At 67.9% G+C, this 25,684-nt stretch carries 23 protein-coding genes; 5 read left to right on the top strand and 18 right to left on the bottom strand.

Annotated elements, in window-relative coordinates; translation table 11 throughout:
- A partial coding sequence (locus D7Y13_RS15510) for a glycosyltransferase family protein (RefSeq protein ID WP_147452451.1) occupies nucleotides 1-390 on the bottom strand: 390 nt, incomplete at its 3' end.
- Between the two features lie 64 nt (nucleotides 391-454).
- On the opposite strand from D7Y13_RS15510, the gene D7Y13_RS15515 reads away from it, so the two are divergent.
- Together D7Y13_RS15515 and D7Y13_RS15520 are read left to right on the top strand one after the other, a co-directional pair.
- Entirely contained in the window at nucleotides 455-1,528 is a 1,074-nt protein-coding gene (locus tag D7Y13_RS15515) for a glycosyltransferase family 4 protein (RefSeq protein ID WP_120584334.1), read from the top strand.
- Nucleotides 1,529-2,158: 630 nt separating this feature from the next.
- Nucleotides 2,159-2,608, top strand: a complete 450-nt coding sequence (locus D7Y13_RS15520; protein WP_147444353.1) for a hypothetical protein — start codon at nucleotides 2,159-2,161, stop codon at nucleotides 2,606-2,608.
- Between the two features lie 205 nt (nucleotides 2,609-2,813).
- Here the strand turns inward: D7Y13_RS15520 and D7Y13_RS15525 are convergent, their stop codons facing one another.
- The 3 genes from D7Y13_RS15525 to D7Y13_RS15535 are packed head-to-tail and all read right to left on the bottom strand — an operon-like array spanning nucleotide 2,814 to nucleotide 5,118.
- Nucleotides 2,814-3,164: a DUF2019 domain-containing protein gene (locus D7Y13_RS15525; protein ID WP_120584336.1), complete on the bottom strand. Its 351-nt coding sequence runs from the start codon at nucleotides 3,162-3,164 to the stop codon at nucleotides 2,814-2,816.
- A complete protein-coding gene (sitA5, locus tag D7Y13_RS15530) occupies nucleotides 3,164-4,504 on the bottom strand; it encodes a SitA5 family polymorphic toxin (protein ID WP_120534312.1) in 1,341 nt (446 codons plus the stop codon). Before sitA5 (D7Y13_RS15530) ends, D7Y13_RS15525 begins: the two co-directional genes overlap by 1 nt.
- A gap of 41 nt (nucleotides 4,505-4,545) precedes the next feature.
- Entirely contained in the window at nucleotides 4,546-5,118 is a 573-nt protein-coding gene (locus D7Y13_RS15535) for a hypothetical protein (protein WP_120584337.1), read from the bottom strand.
- Between the two features lie 196 nt (nucleotides 5,119-5,314).
- On the opposite strand from D7Y13_RS15535, the gene D7Y13_RS15540 reads away from it, so the two are divergent.
- Genes D7Y13_RS15540 through D7Y13_RS15550 form a run of 3 tightly spaced genes read left to right on the top strand, consistent with a single transcriptional unit; the run spans nucleotide 5,315 to nucleotide 14,120 of the window.
- The gene (locus tag D7Y13_RS15540) at nucleotides 5,315-12,397 is read left to right on the top strand and encodes a non-ribosomal peptide synthetase (RefSeq protein ID WP_120584338.1); all 7,083 of its coding nucleotides are present in this window, start codon (nucleotides 5,315-5,317) and stop codon (nucleotides 12,395-12,397) included.
- A gap of 29 nt (nucleotides 12,398-12,426) precedes the next feature.
- Nucleotides 12,427-13,767, top strand: coding sequence for a SitA5 family polymorphic toxin (gene sitA5 / locus D7Y13_RS15545; protein WP_120584348.1), 1,341 nt, complete (start codon nucleotides 12,427-12,429; stop codon nucleotides 13,765-13,767).
- A complete protein-coding gene (locus D7Y13_RS15550) occupies nucleotides 13,767-14,120 on the top strand; it encodes a DUF2019 domain-containing protein (protein ID WP_120584339.1) in 354 nt (117 codons plus the stop codon). The genes sitA5 (D7Y13_RS15545) and D7Y13_RS15550 overlap by 1 nt, the downstream gene beginning before the upstream one ends.
- Before the next feature lie 14 nt (nucleotides 14,121-14,134).
- Here the strand turns inward: D7Y13_RS15550 and amcH are convergent, their stop codons facing one another.
- The 14 genes from amcH to D7Y13_RS15620 all read right to left on the bottom strand — a co-directional run.
- Nucleotides 14,135-15,544 (bottom strand): adenylate-forming 2-oxoglutaryl-ACP ligase AmcH, encoded by a 1,410-nt coding sequence (amcH, locus tag D7Y13_RS15555; protein ID WP_120584347.1) that lies wholly within the window; start codon nucleotides 15,542-15,544, stop codon nucleotides 14,135-14,137.
- A 2-nt stretch (nucleotides 15,545-15,546) separates the two neighbouring features.
- Nucleotides 15,547-16,113: a cispentacin moiety biosynthesis protein AmcG gene (amcG, locus tag D7Y13_RS15560; RefSeq protein ID WP_120584340.1), complete on the bottom strand. Its 567-nt coding sequence runs from the start codon at nucleotides 16,111-16,113 to the stop codon at nucleotides 15,547-15,549.
- On the bottom strand, nucleotides 16,110-17,243 hold the full coding sequence (gene amcF, locus D7Y13_RS15565) for a cispentacin biosynthesis acyltransferase subunit AmcF (protein ID WP_120584341.1): 1,134 nt from the start codon (nucleotides 17,241-17,243) through the stop codon (nucleotides 16,110-16,112). The genes amcG and amcF overlap by 4 nt, the downstream gene beginning before the upstream one ends.
- Nucleotides 17,237-17,761: a cispentacin biosynthesis cyclizing decarboxylase AmcE gene (amcE, locus tag D7Y13_RS15570; RefSeq protein WP_120534318.1), complete on the bottom strand. Its 525-nt coding sequence runs from the start codon at nucleotides 17,759-17,761 to the stop codon at nucleotides 17,237-17,239. Before amcE ends, amcF begins: the two co-directional genes overlap by 7 nt.
- Nucleotides 17,716-18,153, bottom strand: coding sequence for an acyl-CoA thioesterase (locus D7Y13_RS15575; RefSeq protein WP_120534319.1), 438 nt, complete (start codon nucleotides 18,151-18,153; stop codon nucleotides 17,716-17,718). The genes amcE and D7Y13_RS15575 overlap by 46 nt, the downstream gene beginning before the upstream one ends.
- Nucleotides 18,150-19,538, bottom strand: coding sequence for an amipurimycin biosynthesis protein AmcC (gene amcC, locus D7Y13_RS15580; RefSeq protein WP_120584342.1), 1,389 nt, complete (start codon nucleotides 19,536-19,538; stop codon nucleotides 18,150-18,152). Before amcC ends, D7Y13_RS15575 begins: the two co-directional genes overlap by 4 nt.
- On the bottom strand, nucleotides 19,535-19,807 hold the full coding sequence (gene amcB / locus D7Y13_RS15585) for a cispentacin biosynthesis acyl carrier protein AmcB (protein WP_120584343.1): 273 nt from the start codon (nucleotides 19,805-19,807) through the stop codon (nucleotides 19,535-19,537). Before amcB ends, amcC begins: the two co-directional genes overlap by 4 nt.
- Nucleotides 19,808-19,822: 15 nt before the next feature.
- Nucleotides 19,823-20,302, bottom strand: coding sequence for an aminoacyl-tRNA deacylase (locus D7Y13_RS15590; protein ID WP_233595677.1), 480 nt, complete (start codon nucleotides 20,300-20,302; stop codon nucleotides 19,823-19,825).
- Nucleotides 20,299-21,282, bottom strand: a complete 984-nt coding sequence (locus D7Y13_RS15595) for an NAD(P)H-quinone oxidoreductase (RefSeq protein ID WP_120584344.1) — start codon at nucleotides 21,280-21,282, stop codon at nucleotides 20,299-20,301. Before D7Y13_RS15595 ends, D7Y13_RS15590 begins: the two co-directional genes overlap by 4 nt.
- A 5-nt stretch (nucleotides 21,283-21,287) precedes the next feature.
- Nucleotides 21,288-21,809, bottom strand: a complete 522-nt coding sequence (locus tag D7Y13_RS15600) for a MaoC family dehydratase (protein ID WP_120534323.1) — start codon at nucleotides 21,807-21,809, stop codon at nucleotides 21,288-21,290.
- 28 nt (nucleotides 21,810-21,837) lie between these two features.
- Nucleotides 21,838-23,070 (bottom strand): aminotransferase class I/II-fold pyridoxal phosphate-dependent enzyme, encoded by a 1,233-nt coding sequence (locus tag D7Y13_RS15605; protein WP_120534324.1) that lies wholly within the window; start codon nucleotides 23,068-23,070, stop codon nucleotides 21,838-21,840.
- 60 nt (nucleotides 23,071-23,130) lie between these two features.
- Nucleotides 23,131-23,979, bottom strand: a complete 849-nt coding sequence (locus D7Y13_RS15610; RefSeq protein WP_120584345.1) for an HpcH/HpaI aldolase/citrate lyase family protein — start codon at nucleotides 23,977-23,979, stop codon at nucleotides 23,131-23,133.
- A 276-nt stretch (nucleotides 23,980-24,255) separates the two neighbouring features.
- On the bottom strand, nucleotides 24,256-25,125 hold the full coding sequence (locus tag D7Y13_RS15615) for a GNAT family N-acetyltransferase (RefSeq protein WP_120584346.1): 870 nt from the start codon (nucleotides 25,123-25,125) through the stop codon (nucleotides 24,256-24,258).
- Nucleotides 25,126-25,176: 51 nt separating this feature from the next.
- On the bottom strand, nucleotides 25,177-25,684 hold a 508-nt coding region (locus tag D7Y13_RS15620), incomplete at its 5' end, for an O-antigen ligase family protein (RefSeq protein ID WP_147452452.1).

Genomic DNA, 25,684 nt, shown 5'->3' on the forward strand with positions numbered 1-25,684 from the left:
GCCGGGGCCGAAGTAGTCGTCGAACAGGTCCCACATGTACCGCATGGGCGCGTGCACGTAGCTCAGGTGGGGCACGCCGGGCGGGGCGTGGATGCCCTTGGCGACGCAGTGGCTGGAGGACAGGACCAGGTCGTAGTCCCCGGTGATACGCAGGGCTTCGATGGCGCGGGGGAACAGCGGCAGGAAGTGGCGGTAGCGCGCGTGGATGCCGGGGATGTGCTGGAGGAACGACGTGGTGATGCGTCGGTTCTCGATGCGCGGGGGTTGGCTGCCCGGCTGGTGGATGAGGGTGTAGAGGTCCGCGTCGGGGTACAGCTCGCAGAGGGCGTCGAGGACGCGCTCTCCGCCGCGGTGGGTGACAAGCCAGTCGTGGACGAGGGCGACCTTCACGGGGCGCCTTCTAGCACTGTGTGGTAGGCCAGGGGACGTGCCCTCTGTCCTTCTTGACCTGCGAATGGTGCGCGGTCAGCTCCACGGCATCGCGCGCTACGCGCTGGAGCTGGCGCGAAGGTTGCCGGGGCTCGCCCCGGACCTGGAGTTCTCCGCCCTCGTGCCGGCCCAGGGGTTGCCGGACGGGCTGGGGGAGCTGACGCCCCGGATCCCGCTGCACCGCTCCCGCGCGGGGTACCTGACACCACTGGAGCAGCCGCTCTTGGCGTATGAGCTGACGAAGCTCAAGCCGGACCTGTTCCACGCGACGTCGTTCTCACTGCCGCTGCTGTGGCCGGGGCGGCTGGTGGCGACGTTGCATGACGCGAACCATCTGGCGCTGGCGGAGCAGTACACGCCGGTGCAGGCGATTTATTACAAGGCGGTGGTGGGGCCGCGGGCGCGCACGGCGTCGGCGTTGATTACGGTGTCTGACTTCTCCCGGGAGGAACTGGGGAAGTATCTGAAGATGTCTCCGTACCGGTTCCAGGTCATCCACAACGGTGTGGACCCGCGCTTCGAGCCGCCCACGGCGAGCGAGGCGAAGGCGTTCCGGGAACGGCATGAGCTGCCGGAGCGGTACGTGGCGGTGGTGGGCAACGCGAAGCCGTTCAAGAACTTGGCGATGCTGGCGAAGTTCGCGGCGGACCTGCCGGTGCCCCTGGTGCTGCTCGCAGGCAAGGGCGCGGTGGCGCACGAGACGGGGCTGCACGAGAACGTCATCGACCTGGAGGAGTTGCCGGAGTCGGAGATGGCGTTGTTCTACGGGGCGGCGGCGGTGCTGTTGGTGCCTTCGAAGTATGAAGGGTTTGGGCTGCCAGCATTGGAGGCAATGGCGGCGGGGTGTCCTGTGATTGCTGCGGATGCCACTGCGTTGCCGGAGGTCGTGGGCAATGCGGCAATACGGATCCCTCCTGAGGATTCGAATGCTTGGCGGGAGGCAACGCTGCGGATTCTTCGGGATGACGTCTTGCGCCGGGATTTGATTGAGCTGGGCCGCGAACGGGCAGCACGATTTACCTGGGACGCATGTTCAACCCAAACACTCGGAACCTATCGGCGAGCAATCCCATCCGCAAACAGCAAAGCGAGACAATAATAAAAAAACAAAAGACCCACAAATCCCATCCAAGCGGCCCTGACTTTCGCCCCAATGATGTTCATATATCACACCAGGGGTCGACCAAACTCCCGCTCGCTAGAGTTGGCCTATCTCTGCATCTGCGTGAAACAAGCCATCAGAACCCTGGCACAAGGAGATACAAAGCGCATGCTCCCAACCTGCCCGCCACGGCTTCCCACCGAACTTAGAGAACCCATCCTCGCCTTCGCGTCCGCCTGGGCAGTCAGCCCGCTACGCCCGCGCGTAAAGCCGGAGGTAGCGCACGCATGGGACGCACTGCTCCGCGAGTGGAGCCGTACCCCCGCTCTCCCGCTCTTTGTTCGAAAGGACGCAGCGCTTCGGGGTCCTCCGGCCCTGACGCATTCATCAGGCCGCACACTTGTCCCGTGCGACAACAGCCCAGCCGTCTGGGCGTTCACCCTGGCGCTGGAGGGCAACTGCCCCACCCTCGCGGAGGTCGCCGTCCTCGCAGCGGACAGCGGAATCCCTGTGAAATTCCCACAATTGGGGCGGTTCAGGGATTTCTACAGGGCGGGATGGAAGCTGGCACACTTGGATGGCGTGGGGTTGCGAACGCGCACCCCGCCGGAGCAAGTCTCTCTCGGCATGCTGGAGGAGCACTTGCGGCATCTCCTCTCACCCTCTAACCACTTTGCCGTTCCCAAGGCGTGGGCCGGATTGGGAGAGATCCCAGAGGTTATTGAGGTGATCCGCACCTACGACGCGCAGTCCTGCGAAGACGCGCCTCGACCCGCCGCGCCCGCGCCGCAGGCGGCCTCCCCGATGCCGACTCCTGGGCCAACGAACCCTCGTAGAGGAGCAGCGCTTCGCGCCAGCAGCTACAAAGCCACCCGCCTCCTTTTCAGGGCTGAGGTGATCGAGGGGCTGGCCGATGACCAGCCGTTCCGCATCGAGACTCCGGACGGAACATACGAGATGACTCGGGCGGAGTTCCTCGACACCTTCGCCAACGTCGCTGACTCCAACACCTACCGCAGTACCAGACAGTACAGCTACAGCACGACTCCAGCGAAGGCGCGCCGTTTCCTGATCTGACCCTCGCCGCCCCTACGACCCAGCTTCATTGGGCCAGAGCGGGGGCAGTAGCGGGACCACATCCTGCCAGAAGGCATCGGGACGAGTTCGCGCACCATGCGCACAAACGGGGACGCCCTTCACCGGCGACCAACTCATCCCTGGCTTTCGTTCGGTGCCGTCAAGGCAATCCGTCTGATATGGGTACAGATTGGGTAGCCCACGCCTACTTCAGATCGAGTGCCCAGGCCCCTTCCGCCCACCGCTTCAAGGCCTGCTCCGCTTTGAACGAAACCAACCCCTCCCCCCTGGCTGCTTCCTCCAGGACCGCTTTGGATTCGGCCGTCCGATGGCGGAGTAGGTGCGCTGCGGCCATGACGCGTACGTCCATGCGCGGATGTGTGAACAGCACGGCGAGTGCGTCGCGTCCAGCATCGCCATGAGCCCGGAGTTGGTCGAACGCTGCTCCGTACTTCTTGGCATGCTTGTTCCCAGTCTTGGCATCTCCCCTCCAAATAGCGTCAGTCTGCTCGGCTACATTCTGAGCGAACTGTTCGACAAGCTCCTCTAGCTTCATCACCAGAACCCCTTCGTTACTCTCTCGATTGCGAGCAACCCGAACTCACGCTGGGTCGCATAGGACCGAGTGCTCAACCACTGCCGCACGGTCAAGGTGGCAGAGCCAGTGATATCTCGTTGGATGGACGAGAAGAACGAACTCACGCGGGTGTGAACCCCCTTGTCCAACCGGAGGATGTTTTCTGTGTTGTGAACAGCTTGAGGCCCGAACCGATTCACGTTGCCCGGGGTCTGCTCGACAATGTGGTGCCACTCCTGCCCCTTTCCCGCAGGCCCCATGGCCTTCTTGAATCCGCTGAACGAGCCCCAGGACTTGGAGCCGCTGGGGAAAGTCGTGCCCGCATTGCCGCTGGCAGCCATGGCCACCGCGCCCGGCGCGAGGGAGATGGTGACAGCCTCGGCGCTCACCGCCACCGTTTCCACTTCCCCAATCGCCGCGAACCTGAACCCCATTTGCGACTCGGCCTGCACCGCCGCCTGCGCAGCACCTGGAAGCATCGGAACCTGCTTCGCCAAGCCCGCCGCCGAACTGCCAATCGCCGCCGTGGCCAACATGGCGAACGCACGCGCCGCGTTGCGGCCCATGACCTTGCCGTACCGCTCTCCCTCCGCTCGAAGCTCGTCAAAAGTAGTGGCCCGGTCCGCAGCGTCCACCAGTCGCTTGAAACCCACGATGAGGTTCCAGAAGGTGTCGACTCCCACGTAGGCGATGAGCGTGGCGGTCATCACGGCGGCGATCCCCTTGGAGAAAGGTTCAGGCACCGCGAGCAGGATCATGTACGTCGTCCAGGTCCATAGGACGGTCGTGATCATGGCCTCGGGGTCAGCCATGTCCTTGAACGCGTCCATCATCTCCTCCAGCACGACACCTTGTGCGAGTGCCATGGAGAGGGCGTAGCGCCCATCCCCAGTGACCGTCGGGCCCTCCACGAGCAGGCGCAGACAGTCGCCGGGCCTGGCGGTTCGGTCACACCAGCGCAGGTAGGCGCGCGTCAACTCCACGTCCGCCGAGGGTAGTTCACCGTCCAGGTGCTCCCCAGAACCAAGCGGAGTGATGCGGCGACTGCGTGGTTCGTACAGGTATGAACCGCTGCGCGGCTCTACCTCGAACAGTCGTCGTGCGGCCTCCTGGGGGCGAGTGGGCGGCCGCACGAAACGGGCCATCGCCTCGACGGCAGCCTCAAACTTGTTCCCGTCTAGTTTCACCGGGTTAGAGCTGGGGCGGGGTGTGAACACGGTGGGCGAACCACGCCCCGTGTCCAGCCGCACCGATCTCGTGATGCTGCCGCATCCGGTCAGAGCAACGAGCAGCAAGGGAATTAACCATCGAAGCATCATGCAGAGTCATCCTGGGGAGGCATGCCAGTTCGCGCCTTGAATCATGAGTCTGATGATGAATGATTCGGTGTGTCGAACGTGCACGTCAACTTGCTTCCGTCCAAGTAGAGGTAGACGAATTGCCCCTTCGCTTGAAGGGCGTTCACCCTCTCGAAGGTGATGGAACCCTCCGCCGGACGCCCTGGTCGGATGTAGCCGGTTCTCGATTCCTCTGACGTCCAGAACCAGCCTGACCATTCCATCACCATCGAGTCCACTTGCTGCGGGCCCAGTCCATAATCGCCCTGTGGCACCAGCTTCGTCGTGTTCGGCTTGTCGAACTCCGCGCCATCCCTCAGGCGGATCTCCACCCCAAATGCCTCCACGTCGTCTTCCAGGCCTTGTGTCTCATATTCCAGCCATACGCGGACCTGGTCGTTGCCGTTCCTGCTGTCGGATGGGATTCGCTCCAACCAGGATCCATCTTTGGAGATGGGCCACTTCACGTTCATGCCCAGGTGAGTGCCCCGACACTCCCCCTCGGGCTCGGCATCGGGCGTCAAGTAGTAACAACCAGGGGCGAACACGCTCCAGACGCAGAGCGCGAGCAGCGCGCGGGGATGGGATGGGTTCATGTTCACATCGTAGGCCAGGAAAATGGTGGGATTGACGGAAGGCGCACGGACAGTCTGGATGCTCAGCCTGCTCCCTGTCCGTCCGCATCTGTAGCTGCCTGTCTTTGAGTGCGTGGCGGTGGTGTCTCTGCTTTCGGATGTGCGTGGATCATCGGTATCCTGCGCCCCGTTCGCGCCCCGTTGAAAGGAATCCCAGATGACGCCGGAGCCCCTCCTTCCCGACGCTTCCGTCTCCTTCTGGCAGCAGCACCTCGCGGGTGCCCCGGCCCTCCTGGAGCTGCCGACGGATCGGCCCCGGCCTCCCGCACAGCGGCTCCAAGGGGGCAGCTTCCCCTGGACGATCTCCGCTTCGCTCACGGCGGCCCTGGAGGCGCTGGCCCTGCGGGAGGCAGTGCCGCTCTTCGTGCCCCTGCTCGCGGGATACAGCGCGCTGCTCCACCGCTACTCGCGGCAGGATGACCTCGTCGTGGGCGCTTCGGTGGCGCGAACGGACGGCGGCGTCCTCGCGCTGCGCCAGAACCTCTTCGGCAACCCCCGGTTCGTGGAGCTGATGGCGCGTGTCCACGCGATCCATCAAGCGGCGGAGACCCATCGCGCGCTTCCGTTCGAGAAGCTCGTGGGTGCGCTCCCTGGGACGCAGGGCTTCAACCATGCGCCCGTGTTCCAGGTGATGTTCGTCTTCGCGCCCCTGGCGGATCAGCCGGCCGACACGCAGCGCGCCCGCTGCGACCTGGTGCTCTCCGTATCGAAGTCACAGGAGGGCCTGCGCGCCACCTTCGAGTACGACACCGACCTCTTCGACTCCGAGCGCATCCAGCGCATGGCCTCCCACCTCCAGACCTTCCTGGAGGCCGCCGTCGCCCAACCTTCGCGCCCCATCGCCGCCCTCCCGCTGCTCCCCGACGCCGAGCGCCAACGCGTCCTCCACGCCTGGAACGACGCGACCGCGGACTTTCCCCGCGACGTCTGCGTGCACGAGCGCTTCGCCCTCCAGGCCTCCCTCACCCCCGATGCTCCCGCCGTCACCTACGGCGCCCTCACCCTCTCCTACCGGCAGCTAGATGAGCGCTCCAACCAGCTCGCCTGGCACCTGCGCTCTCTCGGCGTCGGGCCTGAAGTCCTCGTCGGCCTCTGTGTCGAGCGCTCCGTGGACCTCATCGTCGGAATGCTCGCGGTCCTCAAGGCCGGTGGAGCGTACCTGCCCCTCGACTCCTCCCACCCCGCCGAGCGTCTGGCCTTCATGCTCCAGGATGCTCGCGTCGGCGTCCTGCTCGTCCACCAGCAGAAGCTCGAACACCTGCCGCCGTTCTCCGGCGCCACGGTCGTCCTCGACTCCAGTGCCACCGCCGAAGTGCTGGACCAGCAGCCCACGCAGGGCCTGCCGCGCACATCCGGGCCGGAGAACCTCGCCTACGTCATCTTCACCTCTGGCTCCACCGGCAGGCCCAAGGGCAGCGCCATCTTCCACCGGGGCATCCTCGCCCTCGCCTTCGACGCCCTGCTTCATCCCTTCGCTGCTTCGGATCGCGTCGCGCAGGCGTCCAACATCTCCTTCGACCCCAGCACCTTCGAGATCTGGGGCGCATTGCTTCACGGCGCGCACCTCATCGGCATCACCGCCAACCCCGCGCATTCGCCCCATGAGTTCGTGGCGCAGGTGCAAGACGCCCGCGTCTCCACGATGTTCCTCACCACGGCGGTGCTGCACCTGCTCGCGCGGCAGGTGCCCGCCGCCTTCTCGGCTCTGGACACCCTCGTCTTCGGTGGTGAAGCCGCGGATCCCCTCGCCCTTCGCGAGATCCTCCAGCACGGACCTCCCAAGCGCCTCGTCAACGGCTACGGCCCCACCGAGTGCACCGTCTTCTCTTCCTTCCACCTCGTCGACTCCGCGCCTCCGTTGGGCATCCCCGTCTCCATCGGTGGCCCCCTTTCCAACGGCCCGCTCTTCCTGCTCGACGCACACCTGCACCCCGTCCCCATCGGTATCCCGGGCGAGCTGTACGTCTCCGGTGAGCGCCTGGGACGCGGCTACTTCAACCGTCCCGAACTCACCGCTCGCATCTACCTGCCCAACCCCTTCTCCTCCGTCCCCGGTGCCCGCCTCTACAAGACCGGAGACCTCGCTCGCTTCCTCCCTGACGGCCGCATCGAGTACCTCGGCCGCGCCGACCACCAGGTGAAGGTGCGCGGCTACCGCGTCGAGCTGGGTGAAATCGAAGAGGCCCTGCGCCTCCACCCCGCCATCAAGGACGCCTCTGTCATTGCCCGCGAAGCGGGTGGTGACCGTCGCCTCGCCGCCTACCTCGTTCCCCACAACGCGGTCCCCGCTGTCTCCGAGCTGCGCGCGTGGCTCCGTGAGCGCCTTCCCGAGCACATGGTGCCCGCTTCCTTCACCCCGCTCGCCGCGCTCCCCCTCACCGTCAACGGCAAGGTCGACCGCCGAGCCCTCCCCGCTCCCGAGCCCGCTCGCGGCGACGCCCTCTCCTACGTCCCGCCTCGCACGCCCACCGAGGTCGCCCTCTGCCGCCTCTGGGCTTCCCTCCTCGACGTCGAGCGGGTCAGCCTCACCGACAACTTCTTCCACCTCGGGGGCCACTCCCTCCTCGCCACCCAGCTCGTCTCGCGCGTGAACGAGACGTTCCACCTGCGGCTTCCGATCCGGCGCATCTTCGAGGCGCCGACACTCGTCGTCATGGCAGAGGCCATCGAGACGGCTCGGCGCACCGGCATCTCCGAAGAGGGGCCCCCGCTCGTTGCCTTCCCGCATGAGGGTGATCAACCGCTCTCATTCGCTCAGGAGCGACTGCTGTTCGTGGAACAGCTGCATCCCGGGCACGCCACGTATCGGATTCCCGTCTCCTACCGCATCACCTCTCCGCTCGACGTGGAGGTGCTGGAGCGCAGCCTCACCGAATTGACTCGTCGCCACGAAGCGCTCCGTACCGTGTTCGCAGCCACCGAGACCGCCTTCGTCACGCGCATCCAGCCCGTGCGCCCCTTCGCACTCCAGATGGTGGATGTCCGCAACCTGTCCGCCTCCGAGCAGGCGGCGGAAGCGGCACGGTACGCGCGGGAGGAACTCGAACGGCCCATGGAGCTGGTCTCCGGGCCGCTGTTCCAGGGCACCCTGCTTCGCCTGGGCGAACAGGAGCACCTGCTGCTCCTGACCATCCATCACATCGTCTCGGATGGCTGGTCCCTGGGCGTCCTGCTGCGCGAACTCCGGACGGTCTACGAGGACTTCTCCGCGGGCCGGCCCTCCTCCCTTCCCCCGCTGCCCATCCAGTACGTCGAGTTCGGCGTCTGGCAGCGGCAGTGGCTCCGGGACGACACGTTGGAGCGCCTGTTCACCTATTGGAGCAAGCAGCTGGAGGGCGCGCCGCTCCTCCTGGAGCTGCCCATGGACCGGCCCCGTCCGCCCATCCACCGCTTCCGGGGCAAGACGCTGACGTTCGGACTCTCACCGGCGGTCTCCCAGGGTATCGAAGACCTCTGCCGACAGGAGAGCGTCACGCTGTTCATGGGCCTGCTCGCGGGCTTCAGTGCCCTGCTCCATCGCTACTCGGGCCAGCAGGACCTCATCGTCGGCGCGCCCATCGCCGGGCGGATCCGTCCGGAAATCGAAGGGATCGTCGGGCTCTTCGTCAACACGCTCGCGCTGCGACAGGACCTGTCGGGCAACCCCAGCTTCATCGAGCTGATGCGACGCGCGCGCGAGGTCACGCTCGGCGCCTATGCCCACCAGGACCTCCCGTTCGAGAAGCTCGTCGAGCACTTCCATCCCGAGCGCAGTCTCAGTCACGCGCTGGTGGTCCAGGTCATGTTCGTGCTCCAGAACGCACCCGTGCTGGAGGTCCAGCCTTCCGCCGCGCTCCAGATGACCGCGACCGCGGAGCCGTGGGAGCTGAGCACCGGGACGTCGAAGTGCGACCTGATCCTCTTCATGTCGAAGTCGCCGGAAGGGCTGCGCGCGACCTTCGAGTACGACACCGACCTCTTCGACTCCGAGCGCATCCAGCGCATGGCCTCCCACCTCCAGACCCTCCTGGAGGCCGCCGTCGCCCAACCTTCGCGCCCCATCGCCTCCCTGCCCCTGCTCCCCAAGGCCGAGCGTCAGCGCGTCCTCCACGCCTGGAACGACGCCACCGTCGAGTTCCCCCAGGACGTCTGCGTCCACGAACGCTTCGCCCTCCAGGCCTCCCTCACCCCCGACGCTCCCGCCGTCACCTACGGCGACCTCACCCTCTCCTACCGGCAGCTCGACGAACGCTCCAACCAGTTCGCCTGGCACCTGCGCTCCCTGGGCGTCGGTCCCGAAGTCCTCGTCGGCCTCTGCGTCGAGCGCTCCCCTGACCTCATCATCGGAATGCTCGCGGTCCTCAAGGCCGGTGGCGCCTACCTGCCCCTCGATGCGTCCCATCCCGCCGAGCGCCTGGCCTTCATGCTCCAGGACGCCCGCGTCAGCGTCTTGCTCGTCCACGAGCACAAGCGCCAGCAACTGCCTGCCTTCTCCGGCGCCACCGTCTGCATCGATACGGAAGCGGAGGCACTGAGCCGCCTCTCCAGCGCGCCCCTGCCGCGCACCTCCGGGCCGGAGAATCTCGCCTACGTCATCTTCACCTCCGGCTCCACCGGCAGGCCCAAGGGCAGCGCCATCTTCCACCGGGGCATCCTCGCCCTCGCCTTCGACCCGCTGCTGCACCCCTTCGCCGCGTCGGACCGCGTCGCCCAGGCGTCCAACGCCTCCTTCGACCCCAGCACCTTCGAGATCTGGGGCGCGCTGCTTCACGGCGCGCACCTCATCGGCATCACCGCCAACCCCGCGCATTCGCCCCACGAGTTCGCCGCCCAGGTGCGCGACACCCAGGTCTCCGTGATGTTCGTCACCACGGCGGTGCTGCACCTGCTCGCGCGGCAGGTGCCCGCCGCCTTCTCCGGATTGAAGACCCTCGTCTTCGGCGGTGAAGCCGCGGATCCGCTCGCCCTGCGTGAAGTGCTCCAGCACGGTCCGCCCCAGCGCCTCGTCAACGGCTACGGCCCCACCGAGTGCACCGTCTTCTCTTCCTTCCACCTCGTGGATGCGCCCCCGGCCCTCGGCTTCCCGGTGCCCATTGGCGGCCCTCTCACGAACGGTCCGCTCTACCTGCTCGATGGCCTCCTCCAGCCCGTCCCCATCGGTGTCCCGGGCGAGCTGTACGTCTCCGGTGAGCGCCTGGGTCGCGGCTACTTCAACCGCCCCGAACTCACCGCTCGCATCTACCTGCCCAACCCCTTCTCCTCCGTCCCCGGTGCCCGCCTCTACAAGACCGGAGACCTCGCTCGCTTCCTCCCTGACGGCCGCATCGAGTACCTCGGCCGCGCCGACCACCAGGTGAAGGTGCGCGGCTACCGCGTCGAACTGGGTGAAATCGAAGAGGCCCTGCGCCTCCACCCCGCCATCAAGGACGCCTCCGTCATTGCCCGCGAAGCGGGTGGTGACCGTCGCCTCGCCGCCTACCTCGTTCCCCACGATTCCGTGCCCGACGTCTCCGAGCTGCGCGCGTGGCTCCGTGAGCGCCTTCCCGAGCACATGGTGCCCGCCTCCTTCACCCCGCTCGCCGCGCTTCCCCTCACCGTCAACGGCAAGGTCGACCGCCGCGCCCTCCCTGCTCCCGAGCCCGCTCGCGGCGACGCCCTCTCCTACGTCCCGCCTCGCACGCCCACCGAGGTGGCCCTTTGCCGGCTCTGGGCCTCCCTCCTCGATGTCGAGCGTGTCGGCCTCCACGACAACTTCTTCCACCTCGGTGGCCACTCCCTGCTCGCCACCCAGCTCGTCTCGCGGATTCGCGCGGAGCTGGGCGCGGAGCTCGCGCTTCGCGTCCTCTTCACCGGCCCCACGGTCGCGGAGATGGCGCAGCACCTGGGCACGCTCGTCCCGGACGACGGTCCCCGCGCGGTGCCTCCGCTCGTTCGCGCGTCTCGCGACCGTGCGCTCCCGCTGTCGTATTCGCAGGAGCGGCTGTACCGCTTCTTCCTGCGTGCGCCCACGTCGAGCGCCTACAACATCCCCATCGGCTTCCGGATCCGGGGCCCGGTGCGAATCGATGCGCTTCGCGACGCCTTGCAGGGCCTGCTCGAACGACACGAGTCCATGCGGGTCAAGTTCTCCGAGGAGGATGGACAGCTCGTGCAGCGGGTCACTCCCGCTGGCGAGTTCCCGTGGCGGTTCGAGGACCTGCGCGGACAGCCTGACGCGGAAGCGGCGGCGTGGAGGCACATCCTCGCGGATGCGGCGACGCCGTTCGACCTCACGCGGGACCCGCTGGTGCGTGCGTCGCTCCTGTGCGTGAAGGACGACGAGCACCTGCTCCTGATCTGCGTGCACCACATCTCCGCGGACGGCTGGTCCATGGGCGTCATCGCCCGGGAGCTGGGGGCGCTGTACTCGGCGCGGGTCGAAGGGTGCGAATCCGACCTGGCACCGCTCGTCGTGCAGTATCCTGACTACGCGGCCTGGCAGCGGACGTGGCTCACCGGGACGGAGCTGTCGCGGCGGCTCGCGTACTGGCAGCAGTCGCTCGCGGGCGCGCCCACGGAGCTTCAGCTTCCCACCGACCGTCCCCGGCCTCCGGTGCGCACCTTCAACGGCACCCACCGCGAGGTCCACCTGGGCCGCGATCGCAGCGACGCGCTCCATGCCCTGTGCCGGCGCGAGAACGTCACCCCGTTCATGGCCATGCTGTCCGCGTTCGGCGTCGTGCTCGCGCGCCGCTCGGGCCAGGAAGAGGTCGTCATCGGGTCGCCCATCGCGAACCGGCTGCTCCCGGAGCTGGAGCCGCTCATCGGCATGTTCGTCAACGGCCTGTGCCTGCGCGTGAGCCTGCGCGGAAGCCCGGGGTTCCGCACGCTGCTCCAGCGCGTGCGCGAGGAGACGCTGGGCGCCTACGCGCACCAGGAAGTGCCCGTGGACCAGATCGTGGTTTCACTCGGGGTCGAGCTGCCCGTGAACCGCTCCCCCGTGTTCCAGGTGATGTTCGTCCTGCAGAACGCCCCGGAGGCGCCGTTCGAATTGCCGGGCCTCACGGTGACGCCCGTGGAGGTCAACCGGGGCTCCGTCACCTACGAGCTGGCCCTGTCCTTCACGGAGATGGCCGGCGGTTTCTCCGGCGTCCTGGAGTTCAACACCGACCTGTTCGATGCACGCACCGCCGAAGGCATCCACGCGGACTTCATTCGAGTGCTCGACGCGGTGCTCGCGAACCCCGACCTGCCGATGGGTCTGGAAGCACCATCCCCCTGACTGCGGCCCCAAGAAGACTCCGTATGCATATGCATCCACGATGGCTGATTTATCTCCTACTCGTGATGCTGACGGGATGCGGCAGCACCGCGAGAGCGGTGCGCCTGGACACCGGCCGTGACGCGCCCTTCGTATTCACACCGCGTTCCAGTCATCAATCGGTGGAGATGACCGCGGACGAATTCAAGGAGGCTGTTGAGGCAGTGGCCCACATTGTGCGGCCCTCCTCTTCCCCCCAGGAAGCCGCTCGACGACTGTTCGAAGTCGAATCACGCAGTGGTTCCTACCTGTACGAACCAAACAGCCGTCGCGTCACACCCATGGGGCCCGGTGAACACCTGGAGGGCGAACTCCCCACTGCGGATGTGGAGTTGACGCGAGCATACCTTCGCTGGTGCGAACGCACCGCAAGGCCTGGCGACTGCCTGCGCCTGCTCGTGGAGGGCCCCACTGTCACTGGAGATGGGCGCTACGCCCTGTCCATGGCTCTTGCCCAAGGCGTCGTGCTGGAGGAGATGATGGACGCCTTCAAGGACATGGCCAACCCCGAGGCCATGCTCACGACCGTCCTGTGGACCTGGACCACGTACATGATCCTGCTCGCGGTGCCCGAGCCGTTCTCCAAGGGCCTCGCCGCGGCGATGACCCTCACGCTCATCGCTTATGTGGGAGTCGACACCTTCTGGAACCTCATCGTGGGTTTCAAACGACTGGTGGAGGCAGCGGACCGAGCCACCACGTTTGACGAACTCCGAACGGAGGGGGAGCGGTACGGAAAAGTCATGGGCCGCAAAGCAGCCCGTGCGTTCGCCATGTTGGCCACGGCGGCGATTGGCAACTCGGCGGCGGGGCTTGCGAAGCAGGTTCCAACGTTCCCAGGCGCCGCGCAGGCGATGGTGCAGGCCGAATCGCAAATGGGCGTCCGATTCGCGGCCATTGGTGGAGTGGAGTCGGTGGCCATCAGCGCCGAGGCTGTCACCATCTCCCTTGCACCGGGGGCAGTCGCCATGACGGCCGGCGGCAGTTCCGCCAAAGCCCTTCCCACCGGAGCCAAGGCCTGGGGATCATTCAGCGGATTCAAGAAGGCGATGGGCCCGGCCGGCGCTGGAAAGGAATGGCATCACATCGTCGAGCAGACACCCAGCAACGTGAATCGGTTCGGGGCTCAAGCCGTTCACAACACCGAGAACATTGTTCCGCTAGACAAGGGCCTTCATACCCGTCTCAGCGGGCTCTACTCTTCGATCCGGCGAATCATCACGGCGTCGGGTAACCTGACAGTGCGGCAGTGGTTGAGTACGCAGTCGTTGGAGGCCCAACGCGAGTTCGGGCTACTGGCCATCGAGAATGTGACGAAGGGAATCTGGTGATGAAGTTGGAGGCGCTGGTCGAGCAGTTCGCTTTGAATGTGGCCGCGCAGACCGATGCAATCTGGCGGGGGGACGCCAAGACCGGGAACAAGCACGCCAGAAAGTATGGTGTCGCAGTCGACAAGTTGCTGGCCCACGGCGATGCCGGGCGTGATGCGCTCCTCGTACTGCTCAAGCATGAGCGCATGGACGTGCGCGTCATGGCCGCAGCCCACCTGCTTCGTTACCGGACGAGCGAAGCCAAGGCGGTGCTGGAGGAGGCCGCCAAGGGACAGGGGCTCGTGCCTTTTGAAGCCGGGCAGGCGCTGAAACGTTGGGAGGAAGGTACCTGGGCCCTTGACCCAGGGCCGTAACGCGATGCCCTCCGCTACTTGTGCAGGGAGGCCACGGCCACATCCGCCGCGACCACCTGCACGGCGCGGGGCCGCTCCGCGAGTCGCAGCAGACGGAACAGGTCACGCGACAGTTGCTCCACGGAACGCCGCTCGTCCGAGACCGTGAGGACCACGTCGTAGTCGTCCCCCTCCGCGCCCTTGATGACCTGCGTGCGCGCCGTGAGCACTCCGGGAAGCATCATGGCCAGACGCCGCACGGAGGCCATGCTGATCTTCTCGCTGCCTCGCACCAGGAAGTCGGAGACGCGCCCCTGGAAGTACAGGTAGCCCTCCGCGTCGATGTCGAACACGTCCCCCGTGGCCAACAGCCGGGGGCCTCGCAGCGCATGCTGCTTCTCCCCTTCCACGATGCCGATGCGGCGCTTCATCACCGTATCCGAGGAGACGAACAGCTCCCGTTGTCCGTCCGGACCGCGCGGCACGAGCGTCACCTCCGTGCCAGGCAGGGGCAACCCCACGGACGCGAAGCGGCGCTCCGGCTCCGCATGCGCGGCGAGCGTTGCCACGCGCGGTCCTGCCTCGGACAGACCATAGGTCAGGTACAGCTCCCCATCCGGCCGCGCGTGCAGCATCCGCTTCACGTGCTCCGGCGCAAGGACGTCACCACCGACGCCCAGGCACCGTAGGCCCTCCGGGAACGCCTCCCCATGTTGCAGCAGCCCGCGCACCAGCAGCGGCGTCAGCGCGGACACGGTGATGCCCTGTTCAGCCAGGAGGCGCAGATATGCCGCAGGCTGGAACGGCGGTCCGCTGATGACCAGCTCCAACCCTCGCCGCAGCGCGGAGAACGCCTGCGCGACCATCGAATACGAGTAGTACAGCGGCAGGTTCACCAGGGCGGTGTCCCCCGCGCGCAGGCCCACCGCGTCCGCGTGCCGGTCCGCGTTGCGGAAGAGCGCGGCCAGGTCGAACACGCAGCCGCTCGCGAAGCCGGAGGTGCCGGACGTGAGCAACACCATCTCTCCGGCCTCTGCCCCCGGCGGCGTGGTGTCCGGAAACAGCGCCACCTCCGCCCCGCCCAGCGCGAAGCGCTCCACCCCTTCCGCGTGCGGCGCGGGTGCGCGCATCGCCACCAGCGCGCGCGCCGGCAATGCATCCACCAGCGACTGCTGCCGACCCGCGGGCGACGCGGGCGACACCAGCGCGGGAACACCCCGGGCCGCGAGCACCGCGAAGACCTGGGCCAGCAGGCCCGCGCCATTGGGCAATGCCAGCAGCACGACGTCCCCGGGCCTGAGTCCCCTGGCAATCCATGCTGACGCCAATGCCGACACGGAGCGGTCGGTGGTCGGATGCGCTTCGGTGAGGTCGCGGATGCGGTCCAGGAAGGCCTGGACTTTGGCCAGCGGAACGCCCGCGAGCTCCTGGAGAGGTGAGGCCATGTTCACTCCGCTCGGAATTGAAGGGACCGCGCCACGACTTCCACGCCGACGCCAGGCCCGGTTCCCCGCGACAGGACGACACAGCCCGCGCCCGGAGGCCGGCCTTCGACCGCCAGCACTGAACCGATGAGGGCCCAGTCCACGACCCCGCGCTGGAGCCACGCCACGGACATCGCCAATGCGACCTCCGCGCCCGTCGCCACGGGCATCGTCAGCGCCAGCGTCGGGCCTCGCAGCCCATGGACGATGCAGGACAGACCCGTGGGGGCGCTCGGCGTCGCGGCGGGAAAGCGCAGCGGGGACGCGAAGCCTCGCGCGGCATCGCTCGCCACCTGGGCCCATGTCTCACGAGGGCCCACCGCGCCCACCTGGATGAGCGAGCAACGGTCCGCCGCTCGCGTGAAGTCCTCGCCCAGTGAGCTGGTCGCCTCTCCCACGGCCATGACCAGCGCCCACGACAGCGGATCCGCGTAGCGCACTGACGGCTTCCATTTGACGAGGTGCGGATTCGGCGCGTCCGCGAACACCACCGCGCTGCCACGCAGGGCCACCGAAGGCTGGGATGTCATCGCGCCACCTCGAAGACCAGCGACGTGTCGAAGCCGCCAAAACCCAGCGTCACGCTCAAGCCCTTCCGGGCCGAATGCCGGGTCGGTGCCCCCACGGACAGCGGACAGGGAAACTCGGGGTCCGGCTGCTCCAGTCCGACGATGGGCGGAACGATGCCCTCCCGAAGCCCCAGGATGGTCGCGATGGCCTCCATCGCCCCGGTGGCCCCCAGCGTGTGCCCGAAGGCCCCCTTCGTCGCGAAGACGAGCGGTCCGCCCTTCGCACCAAACACGCTCCGGAACGCCGCGGCCTCCGCCCGGTCATTCACAGGGGTCGCGGAGCCATGACCATTGACCAGCCCAATCTCAGACGCCGCGAGGCCCGCATCCACCAGCGAGCGCTCCATCGCCAGCCGTGCACCCGCCGCCGCGGGATCGGGCGACGTCATGCTCGCCGCGTCGTTGGCCGAACCCACGCCGCGCAGCCGCGCCAGGATGCGGGCCGACCGCTGCTCCGCATGCGCCGCCGACTCCAGCACGAGGAACGCCGCGCCCTCCCCCAGCATCATGCCGTCATGCCGCGTGTCATAGGCCCTTGCGCGTGACGGAGACAGGGTGGACAGCGCGGAGTGCGCCAATCGCTTGCTCGGCGTCAGGATGTCCACGCCGCCGCAAACGCAGACATCCGCGAGGCCCGCGCGAATGCACTCTGCCCCCACCACGAGCGCATCCGAACCCGACGAGCACGCCGTGGACAACACCACGGGCGGAGCCTTCGCGCCCAGCGCCCCCACCACCGCGTCCGCCCACTGGTGCAGCGGAGCGTTCCGCTCGCCCTCGTCGTCCAGGTACGCTCCAAGGCTGGTCCCCAGGACGAACAAGGTGCGCGCCCCGTCACCCGGCAGGCCCGCGTGTTCCAGGGCCTCGCGCAGCGTCGCGACCGCGAGCCCGCGCAACCGCTCCGCCGGGCCCTCCACCTGCCCGCTCGAACGTCCCGGCACCACGGCCGCCTGCGTGTTGCGCAGGCGGTGCGGGGACGGAACCTCCACGAAGCCGTGCTCGCCCGCCAGCAGCCGGCGCCACACGGCGTCCAGCCCGCTGCCGAGCGGCGTCGTCCACGCGGCGCCCGTGACGACGACGGGTGCTACCACAGCGGCGAGCCCAGGTCGGAGACCCGGGAGCGCACGAGACTCGCGCGGAACGCCGCCACGCGAGTCGCGCCCACCATGGCCTTGCCCGTGAAATGGAACAGCCCTCCCGCCAGCCGGTTCTGCTGCACGTGCAGCAACACCTGGTCTCCCGGCACCACCACCTTCAGGAAGCGCGCCTCCACCGAACCGATGAGCGTCAGCTCGTCCTCGGCCAGCATCGACGTGCTCATCTGGTAGAGGATGATGCCCGCCTGCGCATAGGACTGGATGAGGTGGCTGCCCGGGAAGATGGCCCGCTCCGGAAAGTGGCCGGCGATGCTGTCCATGTTCCCGGAGATGGAGATGAGCGCGTCCAGGAACTTCCCCGGCTCATGGTCCACGATGCGGTCCAGGTAGATCATCGGGTGGCGGTGCCGCAGCCACTGCTTCAACGCCGTGAACCCCAGGGGCTTCGGCGTGCGCTCCACTGCGTTCACGGCGCCAGCTTGAGCGCGCTGCTGAGGGACGGCGGTAGACATGCGGGCACTCCGTTCTCTCGGGTGACGACGGCGAAATCCAGACTTCCAAAGGCAAGCAGCAACGGCTCCGGGCCGTCGCGGTACAGCTTCACGCCCAGCTTCAAGCTCGCGGGCCCGACGTGATCCACTGACGGCACCATCACCAACCAATCCTGGAACCGCGCCGCCGCGCGGTAGCTGACGCGCAGCTCCCGCACGCGCAGGTCCAGGCCCTGCGCCGTCAAGGCGTCCAGCCCCGCGCCCCGGCGCTCCAGTTCCTCCAGGCCCGCCGTCTCCAGCAACGACGCGTAGCGGGAGAAATGCACGACGCCGGAGGCATCCGTGTCCACGTGCTCCACCCGCTTGCGCAGCGAGAGTGGAACCTCCGGCAGCGGCACCGCGGCCTCCGTCACGACCCGGACTCCACGAACGTCCGCACCCCGCGCTGGATTCGCGCGACCATCTCCTGGAGGTCCGCCTCCCCCGCGATGAGCGGCGGCGCGATGCGCATTGCCGGGAACAGGTAGCGCAACCCGCGCGAGCGTCGCCCCGCGCCCGCCATGAACTCCACGAAGATGCCCGAGTCGAGCAGCCGAGTCCGCAGCCGCCCCAGGTTCCCCGAGGCCTTCTCCGTCAGCTCCAGGCCGTTCATGTAGCCCAGGCCCCGGACCTCCTGGAACACCTCCGGGAACGGCTGCGCCACGTCCTTGCGCAGCCGCTCGCGCAGCAGCTCGCCCAGCGGGCCCGTGCGTTCCACCAACCCCTCGCCGGACATGTACTGGATGCCCGAGCGCATCACCGCGCTCGTCAGGGGCCGCAGGTCGGACGTGGACACCGCGCCGCTGGAGCGCACCGACAGCTCGCGCCGGGCAATCACCATGGACGTGGAGACAACGCCCATGCCCAGGCTCTTGCCGATGACGGTGATGTCCGTGGGGATGGGCCCCTCCGCGTCCGTCATGCCGAAGAAGCGGCCCGTCTTCGCGAACGTGAGGACCTCGTCCGCCACCAGCAGCACGTCATGCTCGCGGCACAGCGCGGCCAGCCGCCGCAGGTAGCCCGGGGGTGGCACCAGGATGCCGGCGTCCCCCTGGATGGGCTCCACGAACACGCCGGCCAGCTTCCGCCCGTGCTCCGCGAAGAAGGTCTCCAGATGCGAAAGCTCCCCGAACGGCAGGAACTGCACGTCGAGCGCCTCCGTCGCGGGCAGCGGCATTCCCAGCCGGTAGTGCCGGCGGTTGAGCAGGCTCACCAGGCCCTGCGTCCACCCGTGCCACGCTCCCTCGAAGGCGAGGATCGTCCGCCGCTCCGAGCGCTCGGGCTTCGGCGCCATCCGCCGCCGGTCGAAGTTCGACTCCAACACCAGACGCAGCGCCAGCTCCAGGCCCTCGGAGCCGGAGTTGCGGCCGCTCGCGTGGTACGCGTCTCCCGGGAAGCGGTCCGCCCACAGGCCCTTCGCGCCGAACAGCTCCTCCAGGAGCAGCGTGCGCTCCAGCGAACCCAGCTCGTCGGTGACGTAGCCCGCGCGCTCCAGGCCGTCGCGCAGCGCTTCCTGCATGCGCGGATGGCCCGCGCCCAGACACGCGCTCGCGTAGCCACCACTGGCGTCCAGCACCTCCACGACGCGGCCCGCGTCCGGCCCCTCCAGCGTCGCCATGTGCTGCACGAGGCCCTTCGCCTTCAGACAGACATACGGCAGGCGTCCGCCGCCATAGTGGTCCATCTGCAACGCCATGCCGGCGCGCAGGCGGGCGACGTCGTCCGCGCCCAGCTTCTCCCCCGCGGCGGGCACCTTCACTTCACGCCCCCCTGCTGCTGGGCCTTGAGCTTCACGATGAGCGCCGACAGCAGGTTGAGCGTGCGGAAGTTCTCCGTGTCGAAATCCTGGTCGGAGATGCTCACGCCGAACTGATCCTCACAGATGACCCGCAGCTCCAGGAAGCCCACGGAGTCCAGGCCGACGACGGACTGCAACCCGTCGTCTCCGCCAATCTGCTCCTCGGGAATCTCCACGAAGAGCTGGTTCGTCAGGATCTTCTTGAGGCTTCTGGAGACGTCTTCCTGCATGGGGAACTCCTCGATTCAGGGGGTCGTTGCTTCGGTTGGAATGCTCAGGGTGCCCACGGTGCCCTTCGTCACGCGCAGCAGCTCCGCGGGCGTCAGGCGCAACAACAGCTCCGGCCGCCCGCCGCCGCCGTAGCCTTCCGGGTACTCCAGGACGGACGCGTCCACGAACACGCGCAACGGGTGCGGATGGCCCAGCGGCGGCGTGCCTCCCGGCGGATAGCCCGTCGCCTCCAGCGCCCGCTCGCGGCTCGCGAACGCGACCTTGCGACAGCCCGCGGCCCGCGCCACCGCCTTGAAGTCCACGCGCCGGTCTCCAGGCAGCACGACGACCAGCACCTCGTCCGCGTCCGTGGTGAACACCAGCGACTTGAAGATGCCGCCCACCGCGATGCCCAGCTCCTGGGCGGCGGCCGCCGCCGTCGTCATCGGCGTCGCCAGGGTCAGCAGCTGCGCGTCCACCTGCTCACGCGCCAGGAACTCGCCCAGGTCCGTCACCGCGTCACCGTCAGGACGAGCTTCCCGATGTTGCGATTGGCCTCCATCTCCGCGTGGGCCTCCACCACCGCCTCCAGCGGCCAGCTCCCGTGGATGACGGGCGGCAGCCCGCCTCGCGCCAGCACCTCCATCCACCGCTGCCGGAAGCGCGCGTTGACCTGCCGCTTCTCCACCATGGGCCGCAGCCGCAGTGACGAGCCCTTGAGCTGCAACCGGCGCTGCACGACGCGCAGCAGGTCCAGCTCCGCCGCCATCCCATCCAGCAGGCCCACCAGCACCATGCAGCCCTCGTGCTTCAGCACCGAGAGGTTGCGCGACAGGTACGCGCCGCCCACGAAGTCCATCACCAGGTCCACGCCCTCACCGCGCGTGCGCTCCATCACCTCCGCCACGAAGTCCTGGCGCCGGTAGTCGATGGCCACGTCCGCGCCCAATTGCTTCAGCGCCTCCACCTTCCGGGGCGTGCCCACCGTGCACAGCGCCGTGGCCCCCACGTGCTTCACCATCTGCACCATCGTCGTGCCGATGCCGCTGGCCCCCGCGTGCACCAGCACCGTGTGTCCGGGCTTGAGCCCGCCCAGCTCGAACAGCGTCTCGTTGGCGGTGAGGCAGGACTCCGCGGCGGCGGCGGCCTCCACGAAGCCCAGCGCCTCCGGGATGATCAGCGCCATGTCCGCGTCCAGCAGGCAGTACTCCGCGTACCCGCCCCCCTCCACCACGCCGAACACGCGCTGGCCCCGGGTGAAGCCCTTCACGCCCTCGCCCCACGCCTCCACCGTGCCCGCGACCTCCACGCCGGGGATGGCGGACTGGCCCTCCGGCACGTGGTAGATGCCCGCGCGCTGGAGCAGGTCCGCGCGGTTGAGCGCGGTGGCGTGCACCCTCACGAGCAGCGCGTTGCCCGTGGGCACCGGCCGGGGAACGTCGCGGAGCTTCACCACCTCCGGGCCCCCGGAGCCTTCGAAGACGACGGCGCGCATGGTTCTCAGTACCCGGCCCTTTCCTCGACACCGCGCTCGCGCGTGGGCACGAGGAAGCTGCGCTCGAACGTCAGGAACACCTCGCCCGTGGACTTCAGGCCCCGCGTCTCGCAGGTGACGATGCCCTCTCCGTCCCGCTTCGCGGACAGGCGCTTGGCCAGGATGCGGCTCTCCGCGTACAGCGTGTCTCCGGCGAACACCGGGTGCGTGAGCCGGATGCGGTCCCACCCCAGGTTCGCCAGGGCCCGACCGCTGGTGCTGCGCACGCTCATGCCGCACACCACGCTGAACGTCACCAGGCTGGAGATGAGCGGCCGCTCCCACGGCGTGTGCGCGCAGTAGGCCGCGTCCAGGTGCAGCGGGGACGGGTTCAGGCTCAGCGTGTTCATCAGCACGTTGTCCGCTTCCGTCACCGTGCGGCCCGGGCGGTGTTCGAAGACATCCCCGACGGTGAAGTCCTCGAACGCGAAGCCCAGCAGCTCCCGGTAGCGCTGTGGTCCCACCTGCTTGTAGCCAGTGCCCTCCATGTCGTGTGTCCTCGCGTTCGGGCTGGATTCAGAAGCCGGAGATGATGTCCTTCGCCGTCGCGCAGAAGCGCTTCAGCTCGTCCGGTTCGATGTCCGCGCGCATCATCAGGCGCACGCCCGCTTCGCCCTTGGCCACCACGGGGAAGAACACCGCCGAGCAGTAGTAGCCCGCCCGGTACAGCTCCTGGGACAGGCGCACCGCCTTCTCCTCCGCGCCCACTTCAATCTTGCGGATGGGCATGCCGTTGCCCGCGTGCTGCGAGGGGAACTGGCTGTCGAAGTAGTCGATGTTGCGCGCCAGCTTGTCCTGGAGCTGCTTCAGCTCCGGGCTCTTGTGCAGCGCGATGCTCGCCAGCGACGCGCCGATGTTCGGCACCTGGAGGTTCTGCGACCACGCGAGCGGGCCCGCGTTCCGGTTGAGGAAGTTGAACAGCTTCTCGCTGCCCAGCATGGCCACGCCGCCCGCGCTGCCGAACGCCTTGGCCAGCGACGCGACGATCATCGTCAGCGGGTTCATCTTCAGGCGGGAGCGGACCCAGCCCTCGCCGTTCTTCCCGGTGATGGACAGCGAGTGCGAGTCATCGAAGTACAGGAACAGGCCGTACTTCTCCTGGAGCTGGAGCAGGCCCTCCAGCGCGGTGAGCCCGCCCATGGAGTAGGCGCCGTCCGCCACGTAGGCGACGCGCGGGTACTTCTTGCAGACGTCCTCCAGGTAGTTGAGGTCGTTGTGGGGACTGGTCAGCACCAGGCTCTCGTCCCCGACGATGGGCTTCACGTACGCCATGGAGAAGTGACAGAAGCGGTCGAACACCATGACGCGCGGCTGTCCGTCCTCCGTCAGGTGTCCGGACGCGAGCAGCGGCAGGATGCCCGCGGTCAGCGCGGTACATGACGCGGCCGGCAGCGACGGACAGCCGTACAGGTCCCGCAGGCCCTCTTCCAGCCGCGCCATCAGGCCCAGGCGGATGCGCAGCGTGGAGAGCGCAAGGCCGATGGTGCCCTCTTCCTGGAGCGCGGTGATGGCGCCCTGGAGGATGGCCGGGTGGTGGTTGAGGCCCAGGTAGGAGCACGAGCACAGCACCATGAAGGCGTGCTGGGTCGCCCGGTCGATGAGGTGGTTGTTCGACTCGAAATCCACCTTCAGGTTGATGAGGCCGTGGTCCTCGGCCTGCTGCCAGCCGGCGTCACCCACACCGACGAACTTCTCGTTGTTGCGGTAGCGCCGGGGGCCCAGGACGCTCTCGGGAATGCTCGTTGCCATGCGGACTCCTCCTGCGCGGAATGGTCGGGGAAAGACAAAAGATGAAGAACGAAGCGGGCTTCAGCCCTCGGTGACGCCGAAATCCTCGAGCGTGCGCTTCGCGGCCTCGATGAAGGGCGTGCCCACCATGGCGCCGTCGACGACGCAGATGTTCGCGTCACGGGCCTGGCTCTCCGCGACGATCTTCCGCGCCTTCTGCAGCGTGCGCTCGTCCGGGGAGAAGGCCTTGTTGATGATCTCCACCTGATGCGGGTGGATGGCGGCCTTGCCGCTGAAGCCCAGGCTGCGCGCGCGGGCGGACTCCGCGCGCAGCCCCTCCAGGTCGCCCATGTCGAACAGGGGCGCGTCCACCACCTGGAGGTTCGCGCAGCGCGCGGCGGACACCAGCCGGGAGCGCGCGTACAGCAGGGGCTCCCAGGCGAGCGCCGCGCCAATGCTGAAGGAGAAGTCCGCCGAGCCGAACACCAGCGCCTTGAGACGCGGCGTCGCGAACACGATGGCGTCGAGGTTCTCGATTCCGCGCGGCGTCTCCACCAGCGCCAACAGGTCCACGTTCGCGCACTCGGATCCCAGCACCTGTTCGACGATCTCCAGGTCGCGCGGGGACTCCACCTTGGGCACCATGATGACGTCGGGCTTCACCGCGTACTCACGCAGGGCCAGCAGATCGCGCATGCCTTCAGGGCGCGTCACGGAGTTGATGCGCACCGCGCGGCGGCTCTCCCCCACCCGGGGCGTCAGGAAGAAGGCCTCCGCGTGCTGCCGGGCCGCGTCCTTGTGGGCCGCCGCCACGGAATCCTCCAGGTCCACCAGACTGATGTCCGCGCCGGCTTGCTGCCCACGCTCGAAGCGATCCACGGCGAGCGCCGGAGTGAACAGGATGGAGCGGCAATAGCGGGTGAAGCGCATGACGGCCTCCAGTCAGTGAATGACTGGGTACGCGTCTATCCATATCACGTCAAGATTCAACCCAACCCTTCGCAAACATAGCGTGCCCAATGGATGAAACGTATTGGTATGTCTTTGAATGTGAAGCGATGTTGTGCGATGGAGAGAAACAACACCCAGCGCGTGGGTATCCCCAGACCTATCTGGTGCGTCACACGCGTTGCGTCAGCAGGGAGATGCGACACGCGCAACCGCGTCGTCAGAATATCGCAGCACCGCGGGAACGGACCCGCAGTGTCAGGTGCGCGCGAGTACGGGGAAGCCGTGGGGCCTGGGTGACAAGGACAGCCCGCGCACGAACAGCCAGGCCTCCAGGTCCTCGCCGGCCTCCGTCGCCTCCGGCCACCAGCGCTCCGGGGTGAAGCCGAAGCGGACGGAGCGGATGGGCCGGTCAATCAGCCGGGGGATCCACGCGCGCAGGTCGAAGGGTTCCCGGGCGAAGATGTCATCGATGTGCAGCGTGTCGCCCTCCACTTCCGCGCAGACCCACGCGTCGTCACCCAGTCGCCACAACGGGCGCGCGAACCCATTGGCCACGTGCCAGCTCGCGGCCGTCGAATACCCGCGCACGCCGAAGCGCTCCGTCACCGGAAGTCCCTCGTTGGAGAGCGCGGACAGGCCCGCACGCATCGCCGCATCCCCCAGGTCGATCCGGGACGCGGGGGTGCCTCCAGGCACGGCCGCATGCTCCGCGGCGAACAGCGTCTGTTCGCAGGGCTGGAAACCGAAGCGCGGGTAGAACTGGAGCACGTTGGGGTTGGCGAACAGGAACACCGGCGCGTCTCCACAGGCGTCCAGCGCGGCGTTCATCACCAGGTGAGCCAGCCCCTGCCCGCGATGGGAAGGCAGACTCGCCACGGCGCCAAACTGGTAGCCCGTCACCTCGCGCCCTTCCACGAGCAGCCGCATCCGCATCACCGCGGTGGTGGCCACCGCGCGGCCCTCTTCGAGCACGGCGAACGCGCGGTAGTCGTCGGTCCACTCACCCCATTCGCACCAGCGCCGGAAGTCGGCCCGGCGGAACACCTGGGGCACGAAATCGCAGAAGGCGGCCTGCAATGCCGTGTCGTGAGAACCGAATTCAACGACCCGAGGCGCGGTGTCCATTCCCATCCAGGCAGTGTCGCACGCGCCACCGGGGAGGTCACCCCACGGCAATCATTGCCGTTCCGGCCAACGGCACAACCCCAGCCCCCACACGAACATGAACGACAGGTGCACGCTCGGGTGGAACGGCAGGTAGTGCACCAGGGCCAGGACGTGGAAGCCGGCGAACGACAGCAGCGCGCCCGTGGCCGCGATAGAGCCCTGGCGGTGCCTGCGCACCAGCGCCCGGGCCAGCAGGCCGTGCATCGCCGCCAGCAACACCAACCCCACGAGCCCCGTCTCCGCCCAGGCCGTCAGCCAGAGGTTGTGCGAGTCCGTGGCCAGCAGGTCCGTGATGCCTGTCCGGGCCTGCGTCGCCAGCGCCGCGGGTTTGTGATTGCCAAAGCCCACGCCCACCCACGGGTGCTCGCGCACCAGGCTCCAGCCCACCGACATCGCCAGCGAGCGCTCCCCGCTGCCGAAGAGGTTGTCCACGGCCTTGCCGAACCGCTCCCGCCACGCGGGCGTCAGCAGCACCAGCACGACCAGCGCCACCGCCACCCCGAGCCCCGCCTTCCGG

This window comes from Corallococcus praedator, assembly GCF_003612125.1.
Lineage (GTDB): Bacteria > Myxococcota > Myxococcia > Myxococcales > Myxococcaceae > Corallococcus > Corallococcus praedator.